A 22790-nucleotide genomic window follows, 5' to 3' on the forward strand; every position below is an offset into this window, starting at 1 on the left:
CATTCTATTGCAATAAACTCGCTGCTATCGTGTCTCCAACCTCAACAAGGCAGTGGGCCCGAGGCCGTCAACTGCCGTACACGGAGACATGCATGTCGCTCATCGCGAAATTGAAAGCGCGCGCCGAAGCCGGCGCACCGGTGAAAGTCGGGCTGATTGGCGCCGGCAAGTTCGGTTCGATGTATCTGTCGCAGGCACCTCGCACGCCCGGCATCCACCTGACCGCAGTGGCGGACTTGTCCCCGGAGCGGGCGCGCGCCGCCCTTGCGCGCGTCGGCTGGCCCGCCGAACGATTCGCTGCGCGGTCCTTCGACGATGCATTGCGAAGCGGCGGCACGTACGTGACCGACGATGCAGACGCGATGATCGCGAGCGACTATGTGGATATCGTGATCGACGCCACCGGCAGCCCGGCCGCCGGTATCCATCACGCGCTGCTGTGCTGCAAGCATCGCAAGCATATCGTGATGGTCAACGTCGAAGCCGACGTCCTCGCCGGCCCGTTGTTGGCGCGGCGTGCGGAGGAGGCCGGCATCATCTATTCGATGGCGTCAGGCGACCAGCCGGCGTTGATCGCCGAGCTGGTCGATTGGGCGCGCACCACCGGTTTCGAAGTGATCTGCGCGGGCAAAGGCACCAAGTACCTGCCTGCTTACCATCAATCGACGCCAGATACCGTTTGGGGGCACTACGGTTTCAGTGCCGAGCAGGTCGGCTCCGGCGACTTCAATGCGCAGATGTTCAATTCGTTTCTTGACGGAACGAAGTCGGCGCTCGAAATGGCGGCGGTAGCCAACGCCTGCGATCTGAGGCCGCCGCGTGACGGACTCGCCTTCCCGGCCTGCGGCGTCGACGACCTGCCGAATCTGCTGCGTCCGGTTGGCGACGGCGGAATACTGGCTGATCGTGGCACGGTGGAGGTGGTGTCGTCGCTGGAGCGCGACGGGCGCCCGGTGTTCCGGGATCTGCGCTGGGGCGTGTACGCGGTGTTCGAAGCGCCGAGCGATTACGTCCGCGATTGCTTCGCACAATACGGTTTGAAGACCGACGACAGTGGCCGCTTCGCCGCGATGTACAAGCCCTACCACTTGATCGGCCTGGAGCTTGGCGTCTCGATCGCGAGCATTGCGGTGCGAGGCGAGGCGACAGGTGCCACCGGTGGCTTCCATGGCGATGTTGCAGCGACGGCCAAGCGCGACCTGCGCGCGGGCGAGCGGCTCGACGGCGAGGGCGGCTTCACCGTCTACGGAAAGTTGATGCCGGCAGCGGATTCGCTTGCGCTTGGGGCGTTGCCTATCGGTCTGGCTCACAACATGGTCCTGCAACGGCCGGTGCGCGCGGGCGAGCCGGTGCGCTGGAGTGATGTCGCGTTCGACGCGGGCAAGGAAGCGATCCGCGTGCGGCGCGAAATGGAGGACGTGTTCCGGGACGCGCTGGGCGTCACCGCGCCGCCCGAGCGCTTGGCCAGCTGATCATTGTCGAGCGTAGCTGCGGGCCCAGCCGCCTCGCTGCTGGTTTGGGCATCACGTTCGCGAAGCCTGCGGGTCGCGCCCGGTGGTCTCGTTGGTCTCGGTGGCTCCGAGGCAGCGGCAGCTCAGCGACGGGCGGAGACCTCGGCGGTGACAGGCTGGCGAGGTGACCGGCAACGACACGGCCAACGCGGCCGCGGCGTATGCCGGAGCGTGCGGATGCGCGCGTCGCGCAACCGGACCAGCAAGGTCAGACGGGCAAGGTCAAACGGGCAGGATCGAACGGGCAGGGTCAAACGGGCAGGGTCAAAGGGGCAGGGTCAAACGGGCAGGGTCAAACGGACACCGAGGGCGTGCCGGCCGAGTCCGCGGCAGGAACGGCCGCGCGTCGTCCTTCCGCTGATCGGGAGTGATTCGGGCTGCGTGCCGCTTCATGCAACGCGGTGCCGCTGCAGGGCGCGCAGGGGCCGCTAAGGGGCCGCTAAGGGCCGCCGAGAGGACGGTTCGGCGCTCTGCGTTCTGCGTAGTCGGCTGATGCTGATCGTGCCGTCGCGCAGCCCCTGGCTGCAACGTTGGTCGCCCGGGCGGGGCCTCGTCGGGCATGCGTCTCTCGCACGTCGATTACACGCGATTCTTGATAACGCCCGCAAAAGGGCGAGGAGGAGACATGACTCATCTAAGCGATACGATGCCGGTCGGCGCCGCGGCTGCGGGCGACGTCTACAGGAAGATTACCTGGCGCATCATGCCATTCATCGTGCTGTGCTACGTCTGCGCTTATCTGGACCGCGTCAACGTGGGGTTCGCCAAGCTGCAGATGCTGAGCGACCTCGGCTTCAGCGATGCGGTGTACGGGTTCGGCGCCGGCATCTTTTTCATCGGGTACTTCTTCTTCGAAGTGCCAAGTAATCTGATCCTGCATCGCGTCGGCGCGAGACGCTGGATCGCGCGCATCATGGTCAGCTGGGCGGTCATCTCCGCGTTGACCCTGTTCGTCAAAACGCCGACGCAGTTCTACATCGTGCGCTTTCTACTCGGCGTGGCGGAGGCCGGCTTCTCGCCCGGCATCATGCTCTATCTCACTTACTGGTTCCCGGCGAAGAAACGAGGCTTCGCGCTGGGTCTCTACTACATCGCCATTCCGCTCGCCGGCGTCGTCGGCGGTCCGCTGTCTGGCTGGATTCTCAGTGCCTTCGCCGGCTCCTCGACGATGGCCGCTTGGCAGTGGCTGTTCCTGCTGGAAGCGGTGCCGGCCCTGCTGGCCGGGGTGGCCGTCCTGCGTTTGATGGTGGACCGGCCGCAGCAGGCGAAGTGGCTGAGCGATGCGGAAAAGACCGCCGTGACGCAGGCGATCGACGCAGAGGACGCAAGCAAGACGACGCATTCCGATACGCGTGCCTTCCTGTCGGACGTGAACATCTGGAAACTGTGCGCTGTGTACTTCTGCCAGATCATCGGCTTGTACGGCATCAGCTTCTGGCTGCCATCGATCATCAAGGATAGCGGCCTGCGCGACGTCGCTACGATCGGCTGGCTGTCGGCCTTGCCGTACCTCGTGGCGATTCCGGTGATCGTTTATTCGGGCATCAGCGCCGACCGATTCCGGTCGCGAAGGATGCACTTCTCGGTCGCGCTGACGATTGGTGCGGTCGGCTTCGCACTGAGTGGTTACGTTGGTCAGAACGTCGCGCTGGCAGTCGTGTGCCTCTGCGTTGCGGCGGCCGGCATTCTGTCCGGCTTGTCGCTGTTCTGGGGCATGCCGTCGGCATTTCTCGCCGGCACCTCGGCCGCAGCCGGCATCGCCGGGATTAACTGCGTCGGCAATCTGGCCGGCTTCGTCTCGCCTTATATGGTTGGCTGGCTGAATGTCACCACCCATGACAACCGAATTGGGTTGTATGCGGTTGCGATCCTGATGGTCGTCGGCGCGGTGGCGGTGCGGGCGATTCCGGGCCGGCTGGCGGACCGCTGACAAACCGCTGACAAACCGGGTGCGCGTTGAAGATGCGACTGCAATGCGCGCCCGACCCGGACGCGGTGCTGGCTGCGCGCGCTGTACCGGTCGCGGCGCCGATACGGATGGAGTGGTCGATACGCGAAATTGTACCGGTTCAGTAACGGTACAGTGCGCTAAGCTCTGGTCTCCAGAACGAGAAGCCGGACCACACCGCTTGCCGCCAATCATGACGCCCGACCAACTCCTTGCCTTCTGCACGTTCGCCGCGATCGCTTCCGTTACGCCCGGCCCGAACAATATGATGATTCTCGCCTCCGGCCTGAATCATGGCTTCAAGCGCTCGCTGCCGCATCTTGCCGGAATCACGTTGGGCTTCACCTTCATGGTGTTCGTCACGGGGCTGGGGCTGCACGCGGTCTTCATTGAATTTCCTGTTCTGCAGACTGTCCTGAAATACGTCGGTGCCGCGTACCTGTTGTGGCTCGCATGGCAACTGGCGCGCGCCCACGGCTTGGACAACAAAGGCGTCTCGGCGAAACGGCCGATGCGTTTTATCAGTGCCGCTGCGTTTCAATGGGTCAACCCGAAGGCGTGGGTCATGGCGATCGGCGCGGTGACGACTTTCTTGCCGACGGCGTTCGGTCTTGCCGATGTGCTGCTGCTCGCGCTCGTATTCGGAATCGTGAATGCGCCATGTGTCGGCGTATGGGCCGGGTTTGGTGCAGGTATGCAGCGTTTCCTGCGCGATCCCCGCTTGTTGCGCTGTTTCAATCTCGGCACGGCTGGCCTGCTCGTCCTCTCTCTGTATCCGATCCTGAAAAGCTGAGCCAGTGGTGTCTCGACCCTGCAGTGGCGCGCACTGGTTCGAACGGTCAGCGTCAACCGGCGCTCCCTGCATGGCCCTGACCGCTCGCCGCGCCGCAGGGTCAGCGTCCGCCGATATCGTCGCAGCCGCGCATTACCGCTGACCCCTGCCTCCTGACCCCTGACGCCGCGTGGCTTCGCTCGTTGCACCGCGAAGGTTTCGAGGGGTTGCGCCGTCCCAGCGGTCCAGCGGACCAGCGCCGCAGCTTGGAAGCGCGTCGCCGGTGTGCTGCGGATGCACCGTCGCCTTGTCGATAGCGCTGCGCCGTCCGCCGCATCCGTTCGTCGGCGTTGCCTCGTGGTGCGGCTTGTCTACGGGTAAACGCATACGTACCGAAGGCCGCGCGCGGGTTGGTCGATGATGCCGCGCCCGCGACCGATGGTGGCTCGCTCTCTGGATTGCTTCTTGCTCACAGGTTTCCGTCGCGAAGCACGATGTCACCGCCGCGATGCGGCGACGTTGGCGCGCGGCGCGCAAGGCTCACGCATGTCAATGCTGCCGTGGCGGCGCCCGTCACTGGCGACGTTGGCGCATTGCCGTGCTGCCTTGCGCTCGTCATCGAGCAGTCAGCCCAAAAAATCGCGAGGAACCCGCAATGCCAAAGTCGAAGCCTGAAAACGCCCGCCCGGCGAGCCGCAAACCAGCTGCCGCGAAGGCCGCGTCGCGCAACACGGAAAGCGCTCCGTCGCATCCGGCGAGCGACGCGGGCGGCGACGCGCTCGCGAAAAAGATGACGGACACGCAGAGCCTGTCGGCTGGTAGACCTTACAACGCACTCTCCCTGAAGGATCACGGTCACGACAGCGCGGTCAATCCGGAGGCGGGGGAGACCGTTTCGCCGGACTCTCCCGACGTCACCGGCAGCACGTTGAGCGAACACAATCCGTCGGAAAAAACGGGTGCCGGTCAGCCGCCGCTGGGGCGCAACGCCACCATCGGACCGCTGGACCGCGTGCGCGCCGACGCGTCTGGCCAGCCGCTGACGACCAATCAGGGCGTGCACATTGCCGATAATCAGAACACGCTGAAGGCTGGACTGCGGGGGCCAGCGCTGCTCGAAGACTTCATTCTGCGCGAGAAGATCACGCACTTCGATCACGAACGCATTCCGGAGCGGATCGTCCATGCGCGCGGATCGGGCGCCCATGGCTACTTCGAGAACTATGCGCCGCTGACTGAGCTCACCCGCGCTGCGCCGTTTCAGGAAGCCGGGAAGATCACGCCGGTGTTCGTGCGGTTTTCGACTGTCGCGGGTGAGCGCGGCTCGATCGACACGGCGCGCGATGTGCGTGGCTTCGCGGTCAAGTTCTACACGGACGAAGGCAACTGGGATCTGGTGGGCAACAACATTCCGGTGTTCTTCATCCAGGATGCGATGAAATTCCCGGACCTGGTCCATGCAGTCAAGCCAGAGCCACACCACGGCATGCCACAGGCTGCGAGCGCGCACGATACTTTCTGGGACTTTGCGTCGCTCAGCCCGGAAATCACGCACATGCTGATGTGGGTCATGTCGGACCGCGCAATTCCCCGCAGCTATCGGATGATGCAGGGCTTCGGCGTGCATACCTTCCGCCTGGTCAATGCGGAAGGCGTCTCGCATTTCGTCAAGTTCCACTGGAAGCCGCGGCTGGGCACCCATTCGCTGGTATGGGACGAAGCGGTCAAGATCGCGGGCGCCGATCCCGATTTCCATCGCCGTGACCTGTGGGAAGCGATCGAGGCAGGCGAGTATCCGGAGTGGGAACTGGGCTTCCAGATCTTCACCGAAGAGCAGGCCGACCAGTTCAGTTTCGACATCCTCGATGCGACCAAGATCATCCCGGAAGAAGTGGTGCCGGTCACGCCGATCGGGCGGATGGTGCTGAACCGCAACCCCGACAACTTCTTCGCCGAGACCGAGCAGGTTGCGTTCTGTACCGCGCACATCGTTCCTGGGCTGGACTTCAGCCACGACCCGCTGCTCGCCGGTCGGATTCACTCCTACGTCGATACGCAGATCTCGCGTCTTGGTGGCCCGAACTTCCACGAGCTGCCGATCAACTCGCCGATCGCGCCGGTCAACAACAACCAGCGCGACGGCATGCATCGCCAGGCGATCCACCGCGGGCGCGTGGCCTACGAGCCGAATTCGCTCGGTGGCGGCTGCCCGTTCCAGACTGGCAAGATGACTGGCTTCGTCTCGTTCCCGGCGCCGGTGCAGGAAGACAAGGTGCGTGGCAAGCCGGAGAAGTTTGCTGACCACTACACACAGGCGGCGCTGTTCTACAACAGCCAGACCGAGAACGAGAAGGCGCACATCGTCGGCGGCTTCCGCTTCGAGCTGAGCCGGGTAACCGTGCCGGCAATCCGCCAGCGCATGGTGGCCGGTCTGCGCAATGCCTCCGAGGAACTCGCGCAGCGCGTCGCCGAGGGGCTGGGCATGGAACTGCCGGAACCGCTGCCGCGGGCGCTGCCGAATCCGGCCGCGCCGGAGGTCGAGCAGTCGCCTGCACTCTCGCTGACCGCGTTGCCGGGCGAGGGCGGTATACGTACCCGTAAAATCGCCCTGCTGGTTGCGAACGGCGTCGCTGGCGCACCGCTGGCGACGTTGCAGACCGCACTGGTCGGACAGGGGGCCGTGCCGCGTCTGGTGGGTGTACGGCTTGGCACCGTGAAGACCGCTGACGGTGATGCGGTGGAAGCCGACGCCTCGATGGAAAACACGCCCGCGGTCCTGTTCGATGCGTTGGTCCTGCCCGACGGCCAGGCAGGCGTCCACGCGCTGCTCGCCGACGGTCACACGCTGGAGTTCCTCAAGGACCAGTATCGACACTGCAAGACGATTCTGGCGCTCGGCGCATCGAGCCAATTGTTCGACAAGCTCGGCATCTCGCAGACGCTGCCGGACGGACAGAACGACCCGGGCCTGCTCGTCGCCGACAGCCTTGACGACGACGTCGTGGCCGCCTTCGTCGCCGCCGTTGCGCAGCATCGGCACGCGGTGCGCGATTCCGATCCGCCGTTGATCTAAGCGGGTCGGCACGTCCTGGATGCCTCGGCAGCGCGAGGCATCGGACTAGAAAAACGCCCTGCCATCGTCAAGATGGCAGGGCGTTTTTTTTCGTCGAGATCCGGCCGAGTGTCGCGACCCATTATGAACACCGGTCGCGACACTCGGCCGGCGACCGTTGCAACCGTCATGTCGAGCGCGGCGAACCGCGCACGAAGCAGGCAACGCAGCGCCGGCCGTGCGACCCGGCCCGGTCGGGGCCGCGCCGCACCGGCTGCGCCACGCTTACTGCGCGAAGTTGGCGTCGCGGATACAGGCATTGTCGCCCGTATTGGCCAGATCGCCGTAGCCCGTCTGCGCCTGACGGCCGGCATTGCGCTCGGCTCGCAGGAACTGCGTGTACGTCTCGGTCTTTTTACCGTGCGGCAGCGTAATCGGCGTGGTGAGATCCGCCAGACTCATGATGTACGGTGCCAGCGTCGCATCTTGACGAACCGCGCGTGCATTGATGATCCGGCGCACTTGCGACACATTGGCCACATACCAGCCACTGAACGGGCGATAGGCCGGCCCGGCGAAATGGCTGTCGACGATCAGGTACGGGTTCTTCGTCGCAAGGTTTGCCTCGCTCACGCCGTGCGCGAGGAAGTCGCCGCCCAGGCGTGAGCCGACCTGTCCCCGCTTGGCGATGTCGAACTTCGCGCGATCGGCATACGAACTGGCCTGCGTATCGTTCCACCGCAGCCCGGTCCAGATGATCACGTGTGCCAGGTTGCGCGAACCCGCCGCATTCTTGTCGAGAATGTAGAGGAGGTCGCCCGGCTGCAGCTGGCTTTCGAAGGTATCGATGTTCGTCGCATTGATGTCGAGCAGCACGCCGGTGGCGTAGGTGCGCGAATCGCCCGCGCGATTCGTCTGGCAGGCCTGCGTGGCGACACCGGTGGACAACGCGTTACCCGTGATACCGGCAAAGTTGTATACCCACGAGGTGAAGTCCGAGCAATCGACGCCATTCCACTTGACCTCCGAGGCCTTCGTGGCGGTTTCCGACTGCACGCCCGTCTTGTCGCTGACGGCCTGGTGTCCGTCGGCGAACCGCGACGGCGTGCACTTCATGCCCGACGAGTCGCCGCCGCCGGTGCTGCCGCTCGAGAAATTCAGGAACAGCTTCGCTTGCTTCACCTCGTCAGCCGTGCCCTTGCCGCTCAGATAGGCCGACAGCTTCTCGTACGGCGACCAGCCAGGGATGTGGTGATGGCAATAGTTGATGTCCTGGTCGACCCAGTAATTCACCGCGGCCATCAACAGGTTGCGTTGCCATTCGTGGCGGTCGCAGCTCGCCGTGCTCGCCGGGGTGGCGTAGCGTGCATAGTTGACCGCTACCGGCCCCCAGCTGTTCACGCCGGCGACCACGTCGCGCCAGTTCTTCGAGTTGACCGTGCTGGTGGTCGCCGCCTGTATGTGCGTGCGGCGGAAGTCGAACTTGTCCTGGTAGGCGGCGAGGAGCGCCTGCGGCGAGGCACACGCGGCCGCGCTCAACGAGTCCGGATTGGTTTCGTCGGCCGGCGCGTTCAATTGCGCAAGGCTGGTAACCGGGGTGTCGTTGGCGGCGCTGTTCACGAAGGTGGCCGCGGAGCTTGCAAGCCCGCAACTGCCCGTGCCGGCCGCGCCGACCGTGCCGTCGTCCTGCGGATCGCCGGCGCCCGCCGAACACGCGGTCAGCGTGCTGCCGTTGCCAATGTCCGCGCTGATCTGCCGAACCGTCGCTCCGGTGTCGCCGCTGCTGTCGTTCTGATATTGGGACGCGACGCCCTGGACGAACGCGGCTTTCTGTCCATCGGTCAGGTCGGCGCTGACGGCAGTCGTGCTGGCAGTGCTGTCGGTCGAGCTGGCAGCCGGCAACGTGGCCTGGGCATCCAACCCGCCGAGGTAGGCCTGGACCTGCTGCTGGCCGAGTGTAATGTTGCTCGCCGTCAAGCCGCCGCTCATCGCCTCGGCCTGACGGACCGACGCGGTCGAATAGACCGAAAGGGCCACCGTCGCGCCTGGCGCGGCGTCGAGCGCCGCCTGCAGGTGATCGCTCCCCAGGCTGAGCGTCGCGCCGCTGACCAGGTCGGTGTAGCTGCCGCCACTTGCGTCGATGATGACCGGCCACTGGGTGGGCGCCGGCAGATGGAAACTGCCTGAGCCGTCCACCGTGGTCGATGCGAGCGGCGTCGTGGCGATCGAACCGTCGGCGTTGACTGCATACAGGCGAACCTGCATGCCGGTGGCATTGGCCAGCGCTACCTTGCCGTCGATGCCACCGGTGGTCGTGCCGTTGTTGTCCGTTACCGAGTTGCTCGACGAGCCGCAGGCGGCCAGCGCCAAGGCGGCGAAGAGCGCACAGAGCGCGCTCGCGATGGGTTTTTTCGTCATCTCATATCCTGGAAGCGGGGGACGGCGATCCGTCCGCCGGCGGGGGCAGCCGAAGCTGCAAGCGTCGCCTGCGTTCCGGTTAACGCGGGGCGGCGCAGCTTGGTCTACGTCAAACCGACGGAAAACTGAAATTTTTTTGGAGTGCTGGGTAACTGTTGCGGCAAGAATTGCTCAGGCGGGGTCCGACCGCATACGTGTAAACGCGCGGTTGAGCCGCCAAGCTAGGCCATCTTCAATGGCAAAGTCGCCCCTACGTGGCACGCCGCTGACGGCGCACTGCGCGCTACACGATGCAACTGCCGACCGGCGAATCGACCGGCGAGCCGACGTTGGTATCCACCGTGGTATCGACACTCGCGAGGACGTCGGTATCGACGTTCGGGAAAACCCTGCTTGCTGACTGTTTGACCCACTTATTACTATTGCGGCCATGGATTGCATACGTATGCAATACGCATAACGTTCCTCACAAGAAGGAGAACATCATGGCTGTATGGCTCAAAAAGGGCGCCGACGCAGAAGCAGTGAAAAGTGCCGACAGACAGGTTCGGGACACGGTCGAGCAGTTGCTGGCCGACATCGAGCAGCGCGGCGACACCGCCGTGCGCGAACTGTCGGTTCGTTTCGACAAGCTGGAGCGCGACGACTATCGCCTGAGCGATGCCGAGATCCAGGCCTGCCTGGATCAGCTCAGCCAGCGCGACCTCGACGACATCCAGTTCGCGCAGACCCAGGTTCGCAATTTCGCCCAGCATCAGCGCGATTCAATGAAGGATATCGAGGTCGAAACGCTGCCGGGCGTCGTGCTGGGTCACAAGAATGTCCCGGTCGCCGCGGCCGGCTGCTACGTGCCTGGCGGGAAGTATCCGCTGCTGGCCTCGGCGCACATGTCGGTCATCACCGCCAAGGTCGCCGGCGTGCCACGCGTCATCACCTGCGCACCGCCGTATCAGGGCAAACCCGCGCCGGCGATCGTTGCCGCGCAGCATCTGGCCGGCGCCGACGCGATCTACTGTCTGGGCGGGATCCAGGCGATCGGCGCGATGGCGATCGGCACCGCGTCGATCAGCGCGGTCGACATGCTGGTCGGACCGGGCAATGCGTTCGTCGCCGAAGCGAAGCGTCAATTGTTCGGACGCGTCGGCATCGACCTGTTCGCCGGGCCGACCGAAACCCTGGTGATTGCCGACGAGACGGTGGACGGCGAGCTGTGTGCGACCGACCTGCTGGGTCAGGCTGAACATGGTCCGGATTCCCCGGCCATCCTGCTGACGACTTCCGAGGCCTTGGCACGCGACACCCTTGCAGAAGTCGAGCGCCTGCTGAAGATCCTGCCGACCGCCGAGATCGCGCGCCGGGCGTGGGAAACCTACGGCCAGGTGATCGTCGCCGAATCCGATGCGGAAATGGTGTCTATCGCCGACGAGATCGCCTCCGAGCACGTGCAGGTGATGACGCGCGATCCGAATTACTTCCTCGACAACATGCGCAACTACGGCGCGCTGTTTCTCGGCGCCCGCACCAATGTCGCTTACGGCGACAAGGTCATCGGCACGAACCACACGCTGCCCACCAAGCGCGCCGCGCGCTACACGGGTGGCCTGTGGGTCGGCAAGTTCCTGAAAACGTGTACCTACCAGCGCGTGTTGACCGACGAGGCATCGACCCTGGTTGGGGAGTACTGTTCCCGCCTGTGCGCGCTCGAAGGCTTCGCCGGCCACGGCGAGCAGGCGAATGTACGCGTGCGCCGGTACGGGCACAAGGATGTGCCATACGGTGGCGCGGCGCGCTGACGCGCGGCCGGCGCGGGGGTGAAGGCGCTGCAGTGCCTTGCGGAGACCACGCCCGCAGCGTTTCCACCGGTCGGAACCACGAGCGGCGCCGCGCTTCCAGCGCACCGCGCGAGACGATCCGTCGTCGCGGTGCCCGCGGCGCCGTTCCCTGGCAAGTCCGACCGGTTCGTTCAACATTACAAGACATAGAACAGTCATGAGTATCGTCATTGCCCTTGCGGCCCTCGGCCTGCTGATGCTGGCGGCCTATCGGGGCTACAGCGTCATCGTCTTCGCTCCGCTGGCCGCGCTCGCGGCGGTGCTCCTGACCGAACCGGCCGCGGTCGCGCCCGCGTTTTCGGGCTTGTTCATGGACAAGATGGTGGGCTTCATCAAGCTCTACTTCCCTGTCTTCATGCTGGGCGCGCTGTTCGGCAAGCTCATCGAGTTGTCCGGTTTCTCGCGTGCGATCGTCGAGGCGGTGGTAAAGCTGCTCGGCCGCGAGCGGGCCATCCCGGTCATCGTGATCGTCTGCGCGCTGCTCACCTATGGCGGCGTTTCGCTGTTCGTGGTGGTGTTCGCGGTGTATCCGTTCGCGGCGGAAATGTTCCGCCAGGGCGGCATCCCGAAGCGGCTGATGCCGGCGACGATCGCGCTTGGCGCGTTCACGTTCACGATGGACGCGATGCCGGGCTCGCCGCAGATCCAGAACATCATTCCGACGACTTTCTTCAACACGACGTCCTGGGCCGCACCGTGGCTCGGCACGCTCGGCTCGCTGTTCGTGTTCATCCTGGGCGTGGTCTATCTGGAACGCTGCCGTCGCCGCGCGAAGGCGGCCGGCGAGGGCTACGGAAACATCCTGCGCAACGAACCGGAGACGCCCGAACACATTGCGCTGCCACATCCGTTGCTCGCGCTCTCGCCGCTGGTGCTGGTGGGCGTGGTCAACCTGCTGTTCACCTATTGGATCCCGACCTGGTATCCGGGACACTATCCGTTGCGCCTGCCCGGCCTGCCGGCGCCGATCGACGTCGACGTCTCGAAACTGGTCGGTATCTGGGCCGTGTTGGCGGCGCTGCTCAGCGGCATCCTGGTGGTGTTGATCACGTCGTTCCGCGTGGTGAAGGCGCGCCTTGCCGACGGTAGCAAGACCGCGGTGGCCGGCGCGATGCTCGCGACGCTGAACACCGCGTCGGAGTATGGCTTCGGCGCGATCATCGCTGCGTTGCCCGGCTTCATCCTGCTGGCCGACGCGCTGCGGGTCATTCCGAATCCGCTGATCAATCAAGCCATCACGATCAACCTGCTGGCCGGCATCACCGGTTCGTCGTCAGGCGGCATGAGCATCGCGTTGGCGGCGATGGCCGACCAGTTCATCAGCGCGGCGCACGCGGCGCACATACCGCTGGAGGTGCTGCATCGGGTCGCCTCGATGGCCGCTGGCGGCATGGACACGTTGCCGCACAACGGTGCCGTCATCACCCTGCTGGCGGTCACCGGCTTGACGCATCGCGAGGCTTACAAGAACATCTTCGTGATGACGCTGATCAAGATCGCCGCATCGTTCTTCGTGATCGCGTTGTTCTACACCACCGGGCTGGTCTGAACGCAGCATTGCATTCTCGTACCGGGCGTCCCTGCAGTCGTCCCTGAAGCTGTCCCTGAAGCCGTCCCTTACTCGAACCGCCCGTCTCCGCATTGCTCACGCGCCTGCCCGCCATGTCGACACTGCCCGCCACACCTTCTGCCTCGCTCGATGGTCAGCACGCGCTGGTTACGGGTGGTAGCAGCGGCATCGGTTTGGCGGCTGCCGCGGCACTCGGCCGGGCCGGCGCACGCGTCACACTGGCGGCGCGTCGGCCGGCCGAGCTGGAAGCCGCTTGCGATGTGCTGCGCGGCGAGGGCATCGACTGTTGCGGATTGCCGTTGGATGTGACGGACCCGGAGAGCGTCGATGCCGCGGTAGCTGCTTCATCGGCATTCGACATCCTGGTCAACAACGCAGGGATGAATCGGCCGAAGCCGCTCGCGCAGCTGAGCAACGACGACATCGATGCGGTGCTCGACTTGAACGTCAAGGCCGTGTTCTACGTGACGCGCGCGGTCAGTCGCCAGATGGTGGCGCGCGGACAGGGCGGGGCGATCATCAATGTGTCCTCGCAGATGGGCCACGTCGGCAGTCCGGGCCGCACGCTGTACTGCGCGAGCAAGCACGCGATCGAAGGCATGACCAAGGCGCTCGCGTGGGAACTGGGCGAGCATGGCATTCGCGTCAACAGCCTGTGCCCGACCTTTATCGAGACGGCGATGACCGCGCCGATGTTCGCGCAGGCCGGGTTCGCCGACTGGGTGCGGTCGCGCATTGCCCTGGGACGACCCGGCCAGCTTGCCGAAGTGATGGGCGCCATCGTTTTTCTGGCCAGTGCGCAGTCCAGCTTGATGACCGGCAGCGCGCTGATGCTCGACGGTGGCTGGACCGCTGCGTGAGCGGCACCCCGGCCCGCCACCCGCCACCCGCCACTTCCGGCCGAGCAGACGGATTTCTGACATCTTGCAACGAAAGGTCGGCTTCACCGTCTTTAGAATAGGCGAATCGCTTCCCATGCGTTCTCTGCAACGCTCTGCCCAGTGACAGAATCGAACGAAAGGGGCGCGCGACGTCCTGCCACCGCACACGACGTGGCGCGCCTCGCCGGCGTCAGCCAGTCGGCGGTCTCGCGGGCTTTCTCGCCCGGTGCCAGTGTCTCGCCGGCAACGCGCGAGAAAGTCATGGCCGCGGCAACCCAGCTCGGTTATCGACCCAATCAGATCGCGCGTTCGCTGATCACGCGCCGCTCCAACATCATCGGCGTGGCGATGCCGAACACGGGCAATCCTTTCTACCGCAATGCGTTGAACGCTTTATCGGTCGAATTTGCAAGGATCGGGTACCGGATCCTGCTGTTCACCAGCGACCCGGTTGCCGGTAGCGATCCGATCCTCGCGGAGGTGCTGCGCTATCAGGTCGATGCCGTCGTGTTGATTTCGACCAGTCTGTCCTCTCACTTCGCCGAGGAGTGCATGCAGATCGGCGTGCCGGTCGTGCTGCTGAACCGGCGCACCGACAGCGCGGCGGTGTCGTCGGTGACGGGCGACAACACCCGTGGCGCGCGCGCGATCGCCGCCTTTCTGCTCGCAGGCGGGCATCGGCGCTTCGCCTATGTCGCCGGTCTCGAAACCTCCTCGACCAATCGCGATCGCGAGGCAGCCTTTTTTGCGGCGCTTGCGCAGGCGGGCGTCGACGGCGTCGAGCGCCAGTCGGGCCATTACACCGCCGAGGGCGCGGCGCAGGCGGCGAGGGTACTGCTTGCACGCAGGAGCCGCCCGGATGCGATCTTCTGTGCCAACGACGATATGGCGTTCGCCGTGATGAACGTGGCACGTGCGGAGTACGGGCTCGACATCGGCAAGACCCTGTCGATCGTCGGTTTCGATGACACGGACCTTGCCGCGTGGCCGATGCTAGACCTGACCAGCTATGCACAGCCGGTGCAGCCGATGGTGGCGCACGTGCTGGAGAGCATCGTTGCGCAGCTGGAGGGAGGCGTGCAAGCGACGCACCATGTGGTGCGGGGCGAATTGATCGTGAGGCGCTCGGCGCGGCGCCCGTCGTCCGGCGTCGAGCGTCTCGACGACGGGCGCGAAATCTGGCGGGCGAGCGACTGAGCCGCCGACCGCTGCGGCGCCAGCGCCCCGGCGGTCGTTCCCGACCGTTACAGTTTGTACGTCAGCGTGGCCATCGCGTTGCGGCCCTCGCCATACGTGCCCTGTCCCGACAGATAAACGAGATACTTCCTGTTGAAGATGTTATTGAAGTTGATCTGCAGCGAAATCTTCGGTGTGAATTCGTACCGAGCCATCAATTCCGCGACGCCGACGGGCTTCTGCTCGTAGACGACGTTGCCGGCGAGACTGGTTGCGATGGTCGTGTACGTACGATTCTGCCAGTTGAAGCCGCCGCCCACCGTCAATGCGTGCCAGGTGTTCGGCAACCGCCATGTGGTGAACAATCGGAACTGCGTGGTCGGGATGTCGGGGTTGTACGGGGTCCCGCTTGCCTGCGCTGCCATCGTTCGCGACAGACCGGCGACCACGTTCCAGCCCGGCAGCGGCTCGCCGGCAACCTGCGCCTCGAACCCCTTGCTCGTCACGCCTTTTGCGCCGATGTAGGCGAAGCTGGTGGTGCCGGGAACGATGTTGCTGCCGTCCCGCGTCGCCACGTTGTCCTGCTCGATCTTGAACAGCGAGAACGAGGTGTTCAGGCGTCCGTTCAGATGCTCGCCCTTGATGCCTATCTCGTAATTGGTACCGGTGACCGGCGACAGATAGTTGCCGCTGACGTCGCGATAGTTCTGTGGCAGAAAGATATCGGTGTAGCTCGCATAGACCGAGTAGACCTCATTCAGGTCGTAGATCGCGCCGGCGTACGGAGTGAACGCACTGTGACTGCGCGTCGCCGTGAGCGTTTCGTTGCGCCAGTCCGTCTGCCGGGCGCCCAGAATGAAGCGCAACCGGTCCGTCAGCGACAGACGCAGCGCGCTGTACGCGCCGACTTGCCGAGTCCGGTCGACCGAGGCAATCGCGCCGGCGCGCCAGCTCGGCTCGGCGTACGAGCCGTCCCATGCGTAGAAGTTGCCCGTGCTTTGAAGTGGCGTCGCCGCGGCGTGCGAGATCTGGACGTCGCGTGACTGGCTGAAATTGAATCCGATCACCCACTCATGGCGCCGGCCAAGCAGTGTGAACGGTCCGGTGGCCTGCGCATCCAGGCTGTTTTGCTGGAAGAAGTCGGTCGTGTAATTGGCCAGCGGCGTCAGTCCCTGACCGGTCAGACGATTCATGTTGCCAGACAGATAGAGCAGCCGCGCGTCGTATTCGCTCTTGCGATGGGCGAGATTGAGCTTGGCTTTCCAGCCGTTCTCGAAGCGGTGCTCGAGATTGGCGAAAGCCGTCTGATTGGTCATCGACCAGTATGTCCATGGCGTGGCCATCGTCTTCGACTTGTCCCACTCCGCGTAGGTGCCGTCGCTGAATACCAGCGGTAGTCCGCCCCAGGTGACACTGGTCGGCCGGTTGCGCTGGTAATCAAAGCCGACGTTCAACGTGGTGCGTGGGCTCAGATCAGCCTCGACGACGCCGTAGAACACCTGCTTGTTGCTGTGATACATGTCCAGTTGCGAGTTCTTGCTCTGTGCCATCGCGACCACCCGCGCGCGGACCCCGCCATCGCTGCTCAGCGGCGTCGACAGATCGACCGTCGCCCGACGGCGGTTCCAGGTGCCGAGTCCCAATGAAGCCGATCCGGCCAGCGTCTTGCTATCTGCCCGTTTGCGGACCAGGTTGATCGAGGCCGACGGATAGCCGGCGCCGGTCAACAGGCCGGTCGCGCCTCTGACTACCTCGATGCGGTCGTAGATGATCGGATCGTTGTGCGTCTCGCCGTAATAGGAGTTGCGCAGACTTGTCGGCACCCCGTCATATTGAATGTTGTCCACGGCGAAACCGCGCGAATTGAAGAAGGAGCGTTCGCTGTCCCAAGTGGTGACTGCCACGCCGGTCACGTTGCGCAGCGCCTGGGCCAGGGTCTGCAGATCCTGGTCACGAATCTGCTGCTGCGTAACCACACTCACCGATTGTGGCGTGTCTCGCAGGGCGAGCGGCAGCCCGGTGGCCGCGGCGGTCGCGCCGGTCGTGTACGAGCCGGTGCCCTCGGTCTTCGTAGCGTCCGCGCCGGCGGTGACGTGCACCGGTTCAAGCGCACGTGCGTCGCTGCGAACGTCGCCCTGTGTGGCCGGCGTCAGCACATAGCCGCCGTTTTCCCTCCGCACCGCCGCCAGTCCCGTGCCGCTCAGCAACGTTGCGAAGGCCTGGTCGATCCCGTACTCACCGTGCAGGCCGGCGGTGGTCTTCCCTGACGTCTGGACTGCCGTAAAGGTGATCGGGGCGCCCGCGGTACTGGCCAGCGCGCGCAGCGCTGGGGCGAGCGCGCCCGCCGCGATCTCATAATGCTGTTGTGAAGGCGCTTGCACCTGAGCGAACGCCGGTACGCCGTGACTTGCCGCCAGGCCCGCGGCGAGGCCCGTGCGGCGCAACGCCACGACCGTCTGGCGCACGGCCCGGCGTCGGCGCCGCGACGTCGCGGCATGGCGGCCGGGCCGCGCGCTTTCGGTGGAATTTCTTGGACTGCGCTGACCGGAAGACATGACTTTCCCCATATTCGCTGCGCCTCGAAATGAGGGCCTCGTCAGGTAGGTGCCGCGAGCCGGTCAGTCGGGCAGTCGTTTTTCGAGAATTCTTGCTCGGCACCCTCGCTGCTCAGCGCGCCGCTTCCACCACGACCCAGTAGCGCGTGCGTGCGCGCACGCGGACGGGCAGGGTATTCGGCAGCATCGCCAGCGCCCGATCGGTGTCGCGCAACGGCAGAACCGCGGAAAAACGCAGGTCGGCAACCGAAGGGTCGCACCGCAGGACGCCGCTCCGGTAGCGGCTCAGTTCCGTTAGAAAATCCGCCAGCCGCATGTCGTCGGCCACGATCTGCGCATGCGTCCAGGCGACGCTTGCGACGTCGATCGGCTGGGGTTCGGACGTGCTTGTCGGTGTGAATGTGGCCTGCTGTCCGGCCTCCAATACGCGAGCCTGCATCGTGTCTCGCGGTTCCAGCCGTACGCGATGGGTTTGCACGGCGACAGCCGTAGTGCCGTCTCGCTGCCGAACGACGAACTGAGTGCCCAGCGCCACGACGCTGCCTTCCGCCGTGCGAACGCGCAGGAGGCCGGGCTCGGGCTGCCCCGCAACCTTGAGATGGCCGGTAGTCACCATGATCTCGCCCGCAAGCAGGACAATCTCGCGCGATGCGGCATCGAAGCGGATGTCCACCGCAGTGCCGGTGTTCAGCAACAGCGTCGTTCCGTCGGCAAGTGTCACGTGGCGCTGTTCCCCGGTGCCGGTGCGGTAATCCGCCAACACGCGCTGGCCGAAAGGTGTGCGCGAGCCGCCATAAGCCATCGCGCCCGCGGCCGCGATCACGATCAGGCCGCGCAGCGCGCGGCGCCGCTCGGGCAGTTGCAGCGCGGGATCGTTCAGCGCATGCCGTGCCGCTGGATCCATGTCACGCAGCCGGCGGCTCACCGCCTCAAGGTGGCGCCAAGCTCGCTCGTGGTCCGGCGACGCCGCTCGCCACGCTTGCCAGCGGCATCGTTGCTCGCCGGACAGTTCGCCTGCCATCAGCGCGGTGAACCACGCGGCAGCCTCGGCGGCCACGTTTTCGTCGATCGGCAGCCCGCCTGCCCGCAGCGGGATCGCCACGTGAGTGTCACGAGCCATGCGTCAAGCGGCGAGACGGAACAGACATTGGCAATTGGCGCGAGACAGGTATTGTTTGACCGAGCTGGCGGAGACGTTCAGGCGTTCCGCGATTTGCTGATAGGTCAGCGCTTCCAGGTGCGCCAGCAAAAACGCCTGCTTGACGCGCAATGGCAGCCCATCGAGTGCCGAGTCGATCTCCTGAAGTGCCTCGAGGACCATCAAACGCTTTTCGGGAGGGGGCGCAGTCTCCTCGGGCAACGCGGCAAGCGCTTCGAGGTAGCTGCGTTCGATCAGTTGGCGCCGGTAGCGGTGCGCAAGCAGGCGTTTCGCAATGGTCGCCAGGAAGGGGCGCGGCTCGCGGATTTCTTGCAGCGTGCCTGCCTTGATCACGCTCAGGAAGGTGTCGTGCGTCAGATCGGCGGCATCGCACGCATTGCCCAGCCTGCCTCGAAGCCAGGTCTGCAGCCAGCCATGATGGCTAACGTAGAAGGTCTGCACTTCCTCTTGGCCGGCGGGCGTCAGGGAGGTCATGATGCGAAAATATAATAAGAATCGTTCGCATTATAGCGAAGAACTGATTCGTCGAGGCTGGACCCGGGACGAGCGGGCTGTCTGGCGCTCGCTAACGGGCTCAGTACGGCGCTCAGTACGGCGCTCAGTACGGCGCTCAGTACGGCGCTCAGTACGGCGCTCGATATGGCGCTCGATATCGCGCCCAATATGGCGCTCGCTGAAGCATTCGCCAAAGCGTTCGCTAAGGCGTACGCAAGGCGTCTGCTATGCGAGCGAGCAATCGCGGGAACCTGATCCCGGTGTCACCGAGCCGAAAGTAACAGCCGGACGCCGGCGCTGCCAAAGACCAGCGCGAGTGTGCCATTCATCAGCCGCTGCGCGCGAGCGTACAGCCGCCGTGCCCATCCCATCGAGAAGACCAGTGCGTACCCGCCGAATACGGAGGCGCCGATGGCAAGACAGCCAGCCATGACCGCGAGCATGCGGCTGGCGGTCCCGTCGGTCCCGTCGGTTGTCGAGCCTAGCGCCGCAACGGAAATCCAGACCAGGACGGCTTTCGGATTCGTCAGATGCAGCAGGAGACCGCGCGTATAGAGCGCGGTGGTTTGCGGCGTGACCACCGGGGTCGTCGCCGCAGACGTCGGCCGGCGCAGTGCGCTGCGTGCCGATTTGATCGCGAGCCACAACAGGTAGACGCCGCCGAACAGTTTGACGCCCGCGAGAAAACCCGGATAGGCGGCGAGGGTCGCGGAGAGGCCGAGGGTTGCCAGCACGGCCCACACAAACGAGCCGGACATCACGCCGGCCGCGAATGCGAGCGCGGCCCGGCGCCCGGCCGTTCCGGCGATCGACATGATCGCAAGATTGCTCGGTCCCGGGCTGGCGACGCCGAACAGGTAGGTCGTGTATACGAGCATCAGGCTCGCGCTGACTTGTGCGTGGGGCGTCATCGTTGGCAGAAGTGCTTGTGCTGGCGCATCGCCACCGCGGACGACCCGTTCCGGCGCTGACTGAAAACCGTGCAAGGTGCGGGTCGGCCGGACCGTGAAATGCTTGGTGCTTGGCCGCCAGCGCGAGGCAGCGGGTCGTGTGTATCTTACCCGTGAAACTCACCTGCGTTTCCGCCGATCCGGATTTTTGATGCAGGCGACCGTCGGTCAACCTTGGCTTTTTTGTCTCTTCCTTTCGCCGCGTCGCCGCGCAATGTGCGCGGCCGCACGAATCTGCCGCCGCCTTTCGCTTGAACATTTCCGGGGCTGGGAATACAACGCACACGACGCACACGACACCCACGAGACGGCGCCGTGCGTTGCGATCGCCACGGGAACGGCTTATCTGATCTGGCGGAATCCATGCGCGACTATGATCGGCTCCGAAGTCAGCAGCACGGCCGTGCTGCGGGAACGCGCGTTGCGGCAGCTTGGTGGCGTTGATGTCAGCCTCATCCATTGAAGATTCGCCATGACAGCGGAACGCACTGCGCACTTGCTCGACTGGCTTCGTGATGCGCGCGCGATGGAGCAACCGGCTGAGTCGATGCTGCAGTCCCAAGCCAGCCGGCTCGAAAACTATCCTGAGTCGAGGGCCCGCATCGAGCAGCACAGCGAAGAGACGCTCGATCAGCAGCAACAGATAGATCGCTGTATCCAACCCCTCGGCGGCAGCGCGTCGGTGCTGAAGGACGCCGCCGGCAAGATTGCTGCGTTCGGCCAGGCTGTCGGCGGCATGATCATGACCGACGAGATGGTCAAAGGCGCAATGTTCGGCTACGTGTTCGAGAACATCGAACGGGCAACGTACACGGTGTTGATCGATGCTGCCGATGCAGCGGGCGATCCGGAAACGAAGCGAGCTGGCGAGGCTATCCGCTTGCAGGAGAAAGCGGTGTCGACGTGGCTGAACGCGCATCTGCCGGAGATGACGCGTACTTCCCTGCTGCGTTCGGAGACGCCAGGCGAGACCGCTCGGCGCTGATGCATCTGCCAGCGCGCTCGCAATGCATCTGGACGAGCGGGGCAGCAATCGATTCACGTTTTGGAGAAGACCATGGCCAGGATGCTGATTGCCGTATTGGACTCGCCTGAGGCCGCGCAAGCGGCGCGTAACGAACTCAACACTGCCGGGATCCCCGTGCGGAGCGTCGAATTGCATCCACTGCAAGAAACCGTCGACGGCGGGCACGCGTCGGAAGTCCAAGGCGCGGAAGCAGTGGTGAACCACGAAGGTCCGTTGGGTCACCTACAAGCGTTTGTTGCCGACATCGCCAGCCGATTGACCGGCGACGGCGCTGATGACGATGCAGAGGGTGGCGTCGCGGGACCGGACGCGGTGGCATTGATCGTGACCGTGGACGACGATCCCGCGCACGCCGCGGCGGCACGAGCCCATCTGCAGCAGCGTGCGGTCCGGGTCGACGAACGCGAGGCTTGACGCTTCCCAGCGTTGTGGCAGCGCGAGCGTTGACGCGGGCGCATGCTACGCCGGCCCAGGCCGGCAGGCGGCGTGAGCGGTCTATGCGGGCCGAAGGCGCGGACGGAAGGCGTGGTCGGATCGTGCGGGTCAACCATCGACAATTGCGAGTGTGCGCTTGCGCACAGAGCGCGTTTCCGCGCGCATGGCTTCATGCAGGTTGCGCGGCACACAGCCCGGGCTCGCTGCCGCGGTGCGTGACCGCTGGCGAGGAGCCGCACGATCGCGACCGGATTGCCACACAAACTGCTGCAGAAAGCTGCCGCGCATAAAAACTGCCTCACGGCACTGCCTCACGAAGCTGCCTCGTTACGCCGCGACGAAAGGCGGTCGGCGCAGCGGTAGGACGCACGGTCGGACCACGCAGGTGACATTTTACGGACGCGGATGAAGGCAACCCTTTCTTTCCAGTACTTGGAACCGACCGGTCATGCGCCGACCGCCGGTGGTGAAGTGACTGACGTCCCAATCGCGCTGCCGCCGGGCGCTGCAGTGCCTCGCATCGGCGAAATCGTCCGGCTCATGCCGTCGGGCCCCGACAACGCGCTGCGCGTGCGGGCCTATGTGGTGTTGTCGGTTGCCACCAGCATCTTTCGCCGTCTCGACGATCATGGCGAGGTGTCGGTCTGGCACACTACCGTTACGCTCGGTCCCGACAGCGGGGCCGCCGATCGCCGCTATCTCGTTGTCCACGAGTGACGCCCGTTGCAGCGACACGCCGTCGTGCGGTTGCCGGCCTTGCATGTCGAGTCGCCATGCCGGCGCGTGTCAGGACGGTGCTACGCTGATCGCTGGACATGCCAGGCGTGCCGCGGCGAACGGGCGAGCAACGCGCAGTGCACTTGCCGGCATGCGCAGGCTGAAACTGCCCGTCAGCGACACTCGCTCAGGCACACCGGTGCTGCGACAGACTTGGGTGGTCTCGACCGCTCGATCGCCAAGCTGTCACGTTGCCGGCCGCGAGCATCGCCTCTATCACTTCACCGCAGCA

17 protein-coding genes are annotated in these 22790 nt (G+C 65.0%); 12 read left to right on the forward strand and 5 right to left on the reverse strand.

Features of this window, described 5'->3' with window-relative positions:
* Window positions 1-92: 92 nt before the first annotated feature.
* The 4 genes from BLU54_RS03485 to BLU54_RS03500 all read left to right on the forward strand — a co-directional run bounded on the left by BLU54_RS03485 (window position 93) and on the right by BLU54_RS03500 (window position 7304).
* The gene (locus BLU54_RS03485) at window positions 93-1472 is read left to right on the forward strand and encodes an NAD(P)H-dependent oxidoreductase (protein ID WP_091904722.1); all 1380 of its coding nucleotides are present in this window, start codon (window positions 93-95) and stop codon (window positions 1470-1472) included.
* A gap of 664 nt (window positions 1473-2136) precedes the next feature.
* Complete coding sequence (locus BLU54_RS03490) at window positions 2137-3441, forward strand: MFS transporter (RefSeq protein ID WP_091904725.1); 1305 nt, start codon at window positions 2137-2139, stop codon at window positions 3439-3441.
* Window positions 3442-3484: 43 nt separating this feature from the next.
* Window positions 3485-4252, forward strand: a complete 768-nt coding sequence (locus BLU54_RS03495) for a LysE family translocator (RefSeq protein ID WP_235837772.1) — start codon at window positions 3485-3487, stop codon at window positions 4250-4252.
* A gap of 634 nt (window positions 4253-4886) precedes the next feature.
* The gene (locus BLU54_RS03500) at window positions 4887-7304 is read left to right on the forward strand and encodes a catalase (RefSeq protein WP_091904731.1); all 2418 of its coding nucleotides are present in this window, start codon (window positions 4887-4889) and stop codon (window positions 7302-7304) included.
* Window positions 7305-7568: 264 nt separating this feature from the next.
* On the opposite strand, the gene BLU54_RS03505 is transcribed toward BLU54_RS03500, so the two are convergent.
* On the reverse strand, window positions 7569-9701 hold the full coding sequence (locus BLU54_RS03505; RefSeq protein ID WP_091904734.1) for a C40 family peptidase: 2133 nt from the start codon (window positions 9699-9701) through the stop codon (window positions 7569-7571).
* Between the two features lie 485 nt (window positions 9702-10186).
* Between BLU54_RS03505 and hisD the strand changes: the two genes are divergently transcribed.
* The 4 genes from hisD (at window position 10187) to BLU54_RS03525 (ending at window position 15181) form a co-directional block, all read left to right on the forward strand.
* The gene (hisD, locus tag BLU54_RS03510) at window positions 10187-11494 is read left to right on the forward strand and encodes a histidinol dehydrogenase (protein ID WP_091904737.1); all 1308 of its coding nucleotides are present in this window, start codon (window positions 10187-10189) and stop codon (window positions 11492-11494) included.
* A gap of 196 nt (window positions 11495-11690) precedes the next feature.
* The gene (locus BLU54_RS03515; protein ID WP_091904740.1) at window positions 11691-13082 is read left to right on the forward strand and encodes a GntP family permease; all 1392 of its coding nucleotides are present in this window, start codon (window positions 11691-11693) and stop codon (window positions 13080-13082) included.
* A gap of 113 nt (window positions 13083-13195) precedes the next feature.
* Window positions 13196-13963, forward strand: coding sequence for an SDR family NAD(P)-dependent oxidoreductase (locus BLU54_RS03520; protein ID WP_091904743.1), 768 nt, complete (start codon window positions 13196-13198; stop codon window positions 13961-13963).
* A gap of 192 nt (window positions 13964-14155) precedes the next feature.
* On the forward strand, window positions 14156-15181 hold the full coding sequence (locus BLU54_RS03525; RefSeq protein ID WP_235837773.1) for a LacI family DNA-binding transcriptional regulator: 1026 nt from the start codon (window positions 14156-14158) through the stop codon (window positions 15179-15181).
* 47 nt (window positions 15182-15228) lie between these two features.
* On the opposite strand, the gene BLU54_RS03530 is transcribed toward BLU54_RS03525, so the two are convergent.
* The 4 genes from BLU54_RS03530 to BLU54_RS03545 all read right to left on the reverse strand — a co-directional run bounded on the left by BLU54_RS03530 (window position 15229) and on the right by BLU54_RS03545 (window position 20280).
* Window positions 15229-17715, reverse strand: coding sequence for a TonB-dependent siderophore receptor (locus BLU54_RS03530; RefSeq protein ID WP_091904749.1), 2487 nt, complete (start codon window positions 17713-17715; stop codon window positions 15229-15231).
* A gap of 112 nt (window positions 17716-17827) precedes the next feature.
* Window positions 17828-18835 (reverse strand): FecR domain-containing protein, encoded by a 1008-nt coding sequence (locus tag BLU54_RS03535; protein ID WP_091904752.1) that lies wholly within the window; start codon window positions 18833-18835, stop codon window positions 17828-17830.
* A 3-nt stretch (window positions 18836-18838) separates the two neighbouring features.
* Window positions 18839-19348 (reverse strand): sigma-70 family RNA polymerase sigma factor, encoded by a 510-nt coding sequence (locus BLU54_RS03540; protein WP_091904755.1) that lies wholly within the window; start codon window positions 19346-19348, stop codon window positions 18839-18841.
* Window positions 19349-19632: 284 nt separating this feature from the next.
* Window positions 19633-20280: a LysE family translocator gene (locus tag BLU54_RS03545; protein WP_091904758.1), complete on the reverse strand. Its 648-nt coding sequence runs from the start codon at window positions 20278-20280 to the stop codon at window positions 19633-19635.
* Between the two features lie 190 nt (window positions 20281-20470).
* Here BLU54_RS03545 and BLU54_RS03550 point away from each other — a divergent pair, with 190 nt between their 5' ends.
* The 4 genes from BLU54_RS03550 to BLU54_RS03570 all read left to right on the forward strand — a co-directional run bounded on the left by BLU54_RS03550 (window position 20471) and on the right by BLU54_RS03570 (window position 22498).
* Window positions 20471-20782: a hypothetical protein gene (locus BLU54_RS03550; protein WP_139169456.1), complete on the forward strand. Its 312-nt coding sequence runs from the start codon at window positions 20471-20473 to the stop codon at window positions 20780-20782.
* A gap of 9 nt (window positions 20783-20791) precedes the next feature.
* Window positions 20792-21304, forward strand: a complete 513-nt coding sequence (locus tag BLU54_RS03555; protein WP_091904764.1) for a ferritin-like domain-containing protein — start codon at window positions 20792-20794, stop codon at window positions 21302-21304.
* A 72-nt stretch (window positions 21305-21376) separates the two neighbouring features.
* Window positions 21377-21760, forward strand: a complete 384-nt coding sequence (locus tag BLU54_RS03560; RefSeq protein ID WP_139169458.1) for a hypothetical protein — start codon at window positions 21377-21379, stop codon at window positions 21758-21760.
* A gap of 492 nt (window positions 21761-22252) precedes the next feature.
* A complete protein-coding gene (locus tag BLU54_RS03570) occupies window positions 22253-22498 on the forward strand; it encodes a hypothetical protein (RefSeq protein WP_139169460.1) in 246 nt (81 codons plus the stop codon).
* Window positions 22499-22790 lie beyond the last annotated feature (292 nt).

It is taken from the genome of Chitinasiproducens palmae (assembly GCF_900095735.1).
In the GTDB taxonomy this organism is placed as follows: Bacteria; Pseudomonadota; Gammaproteobacteria; order Burkholderiales; family Burkholderiaceae; genus Chitinasiproducens; species Chitinasiproducens palmae.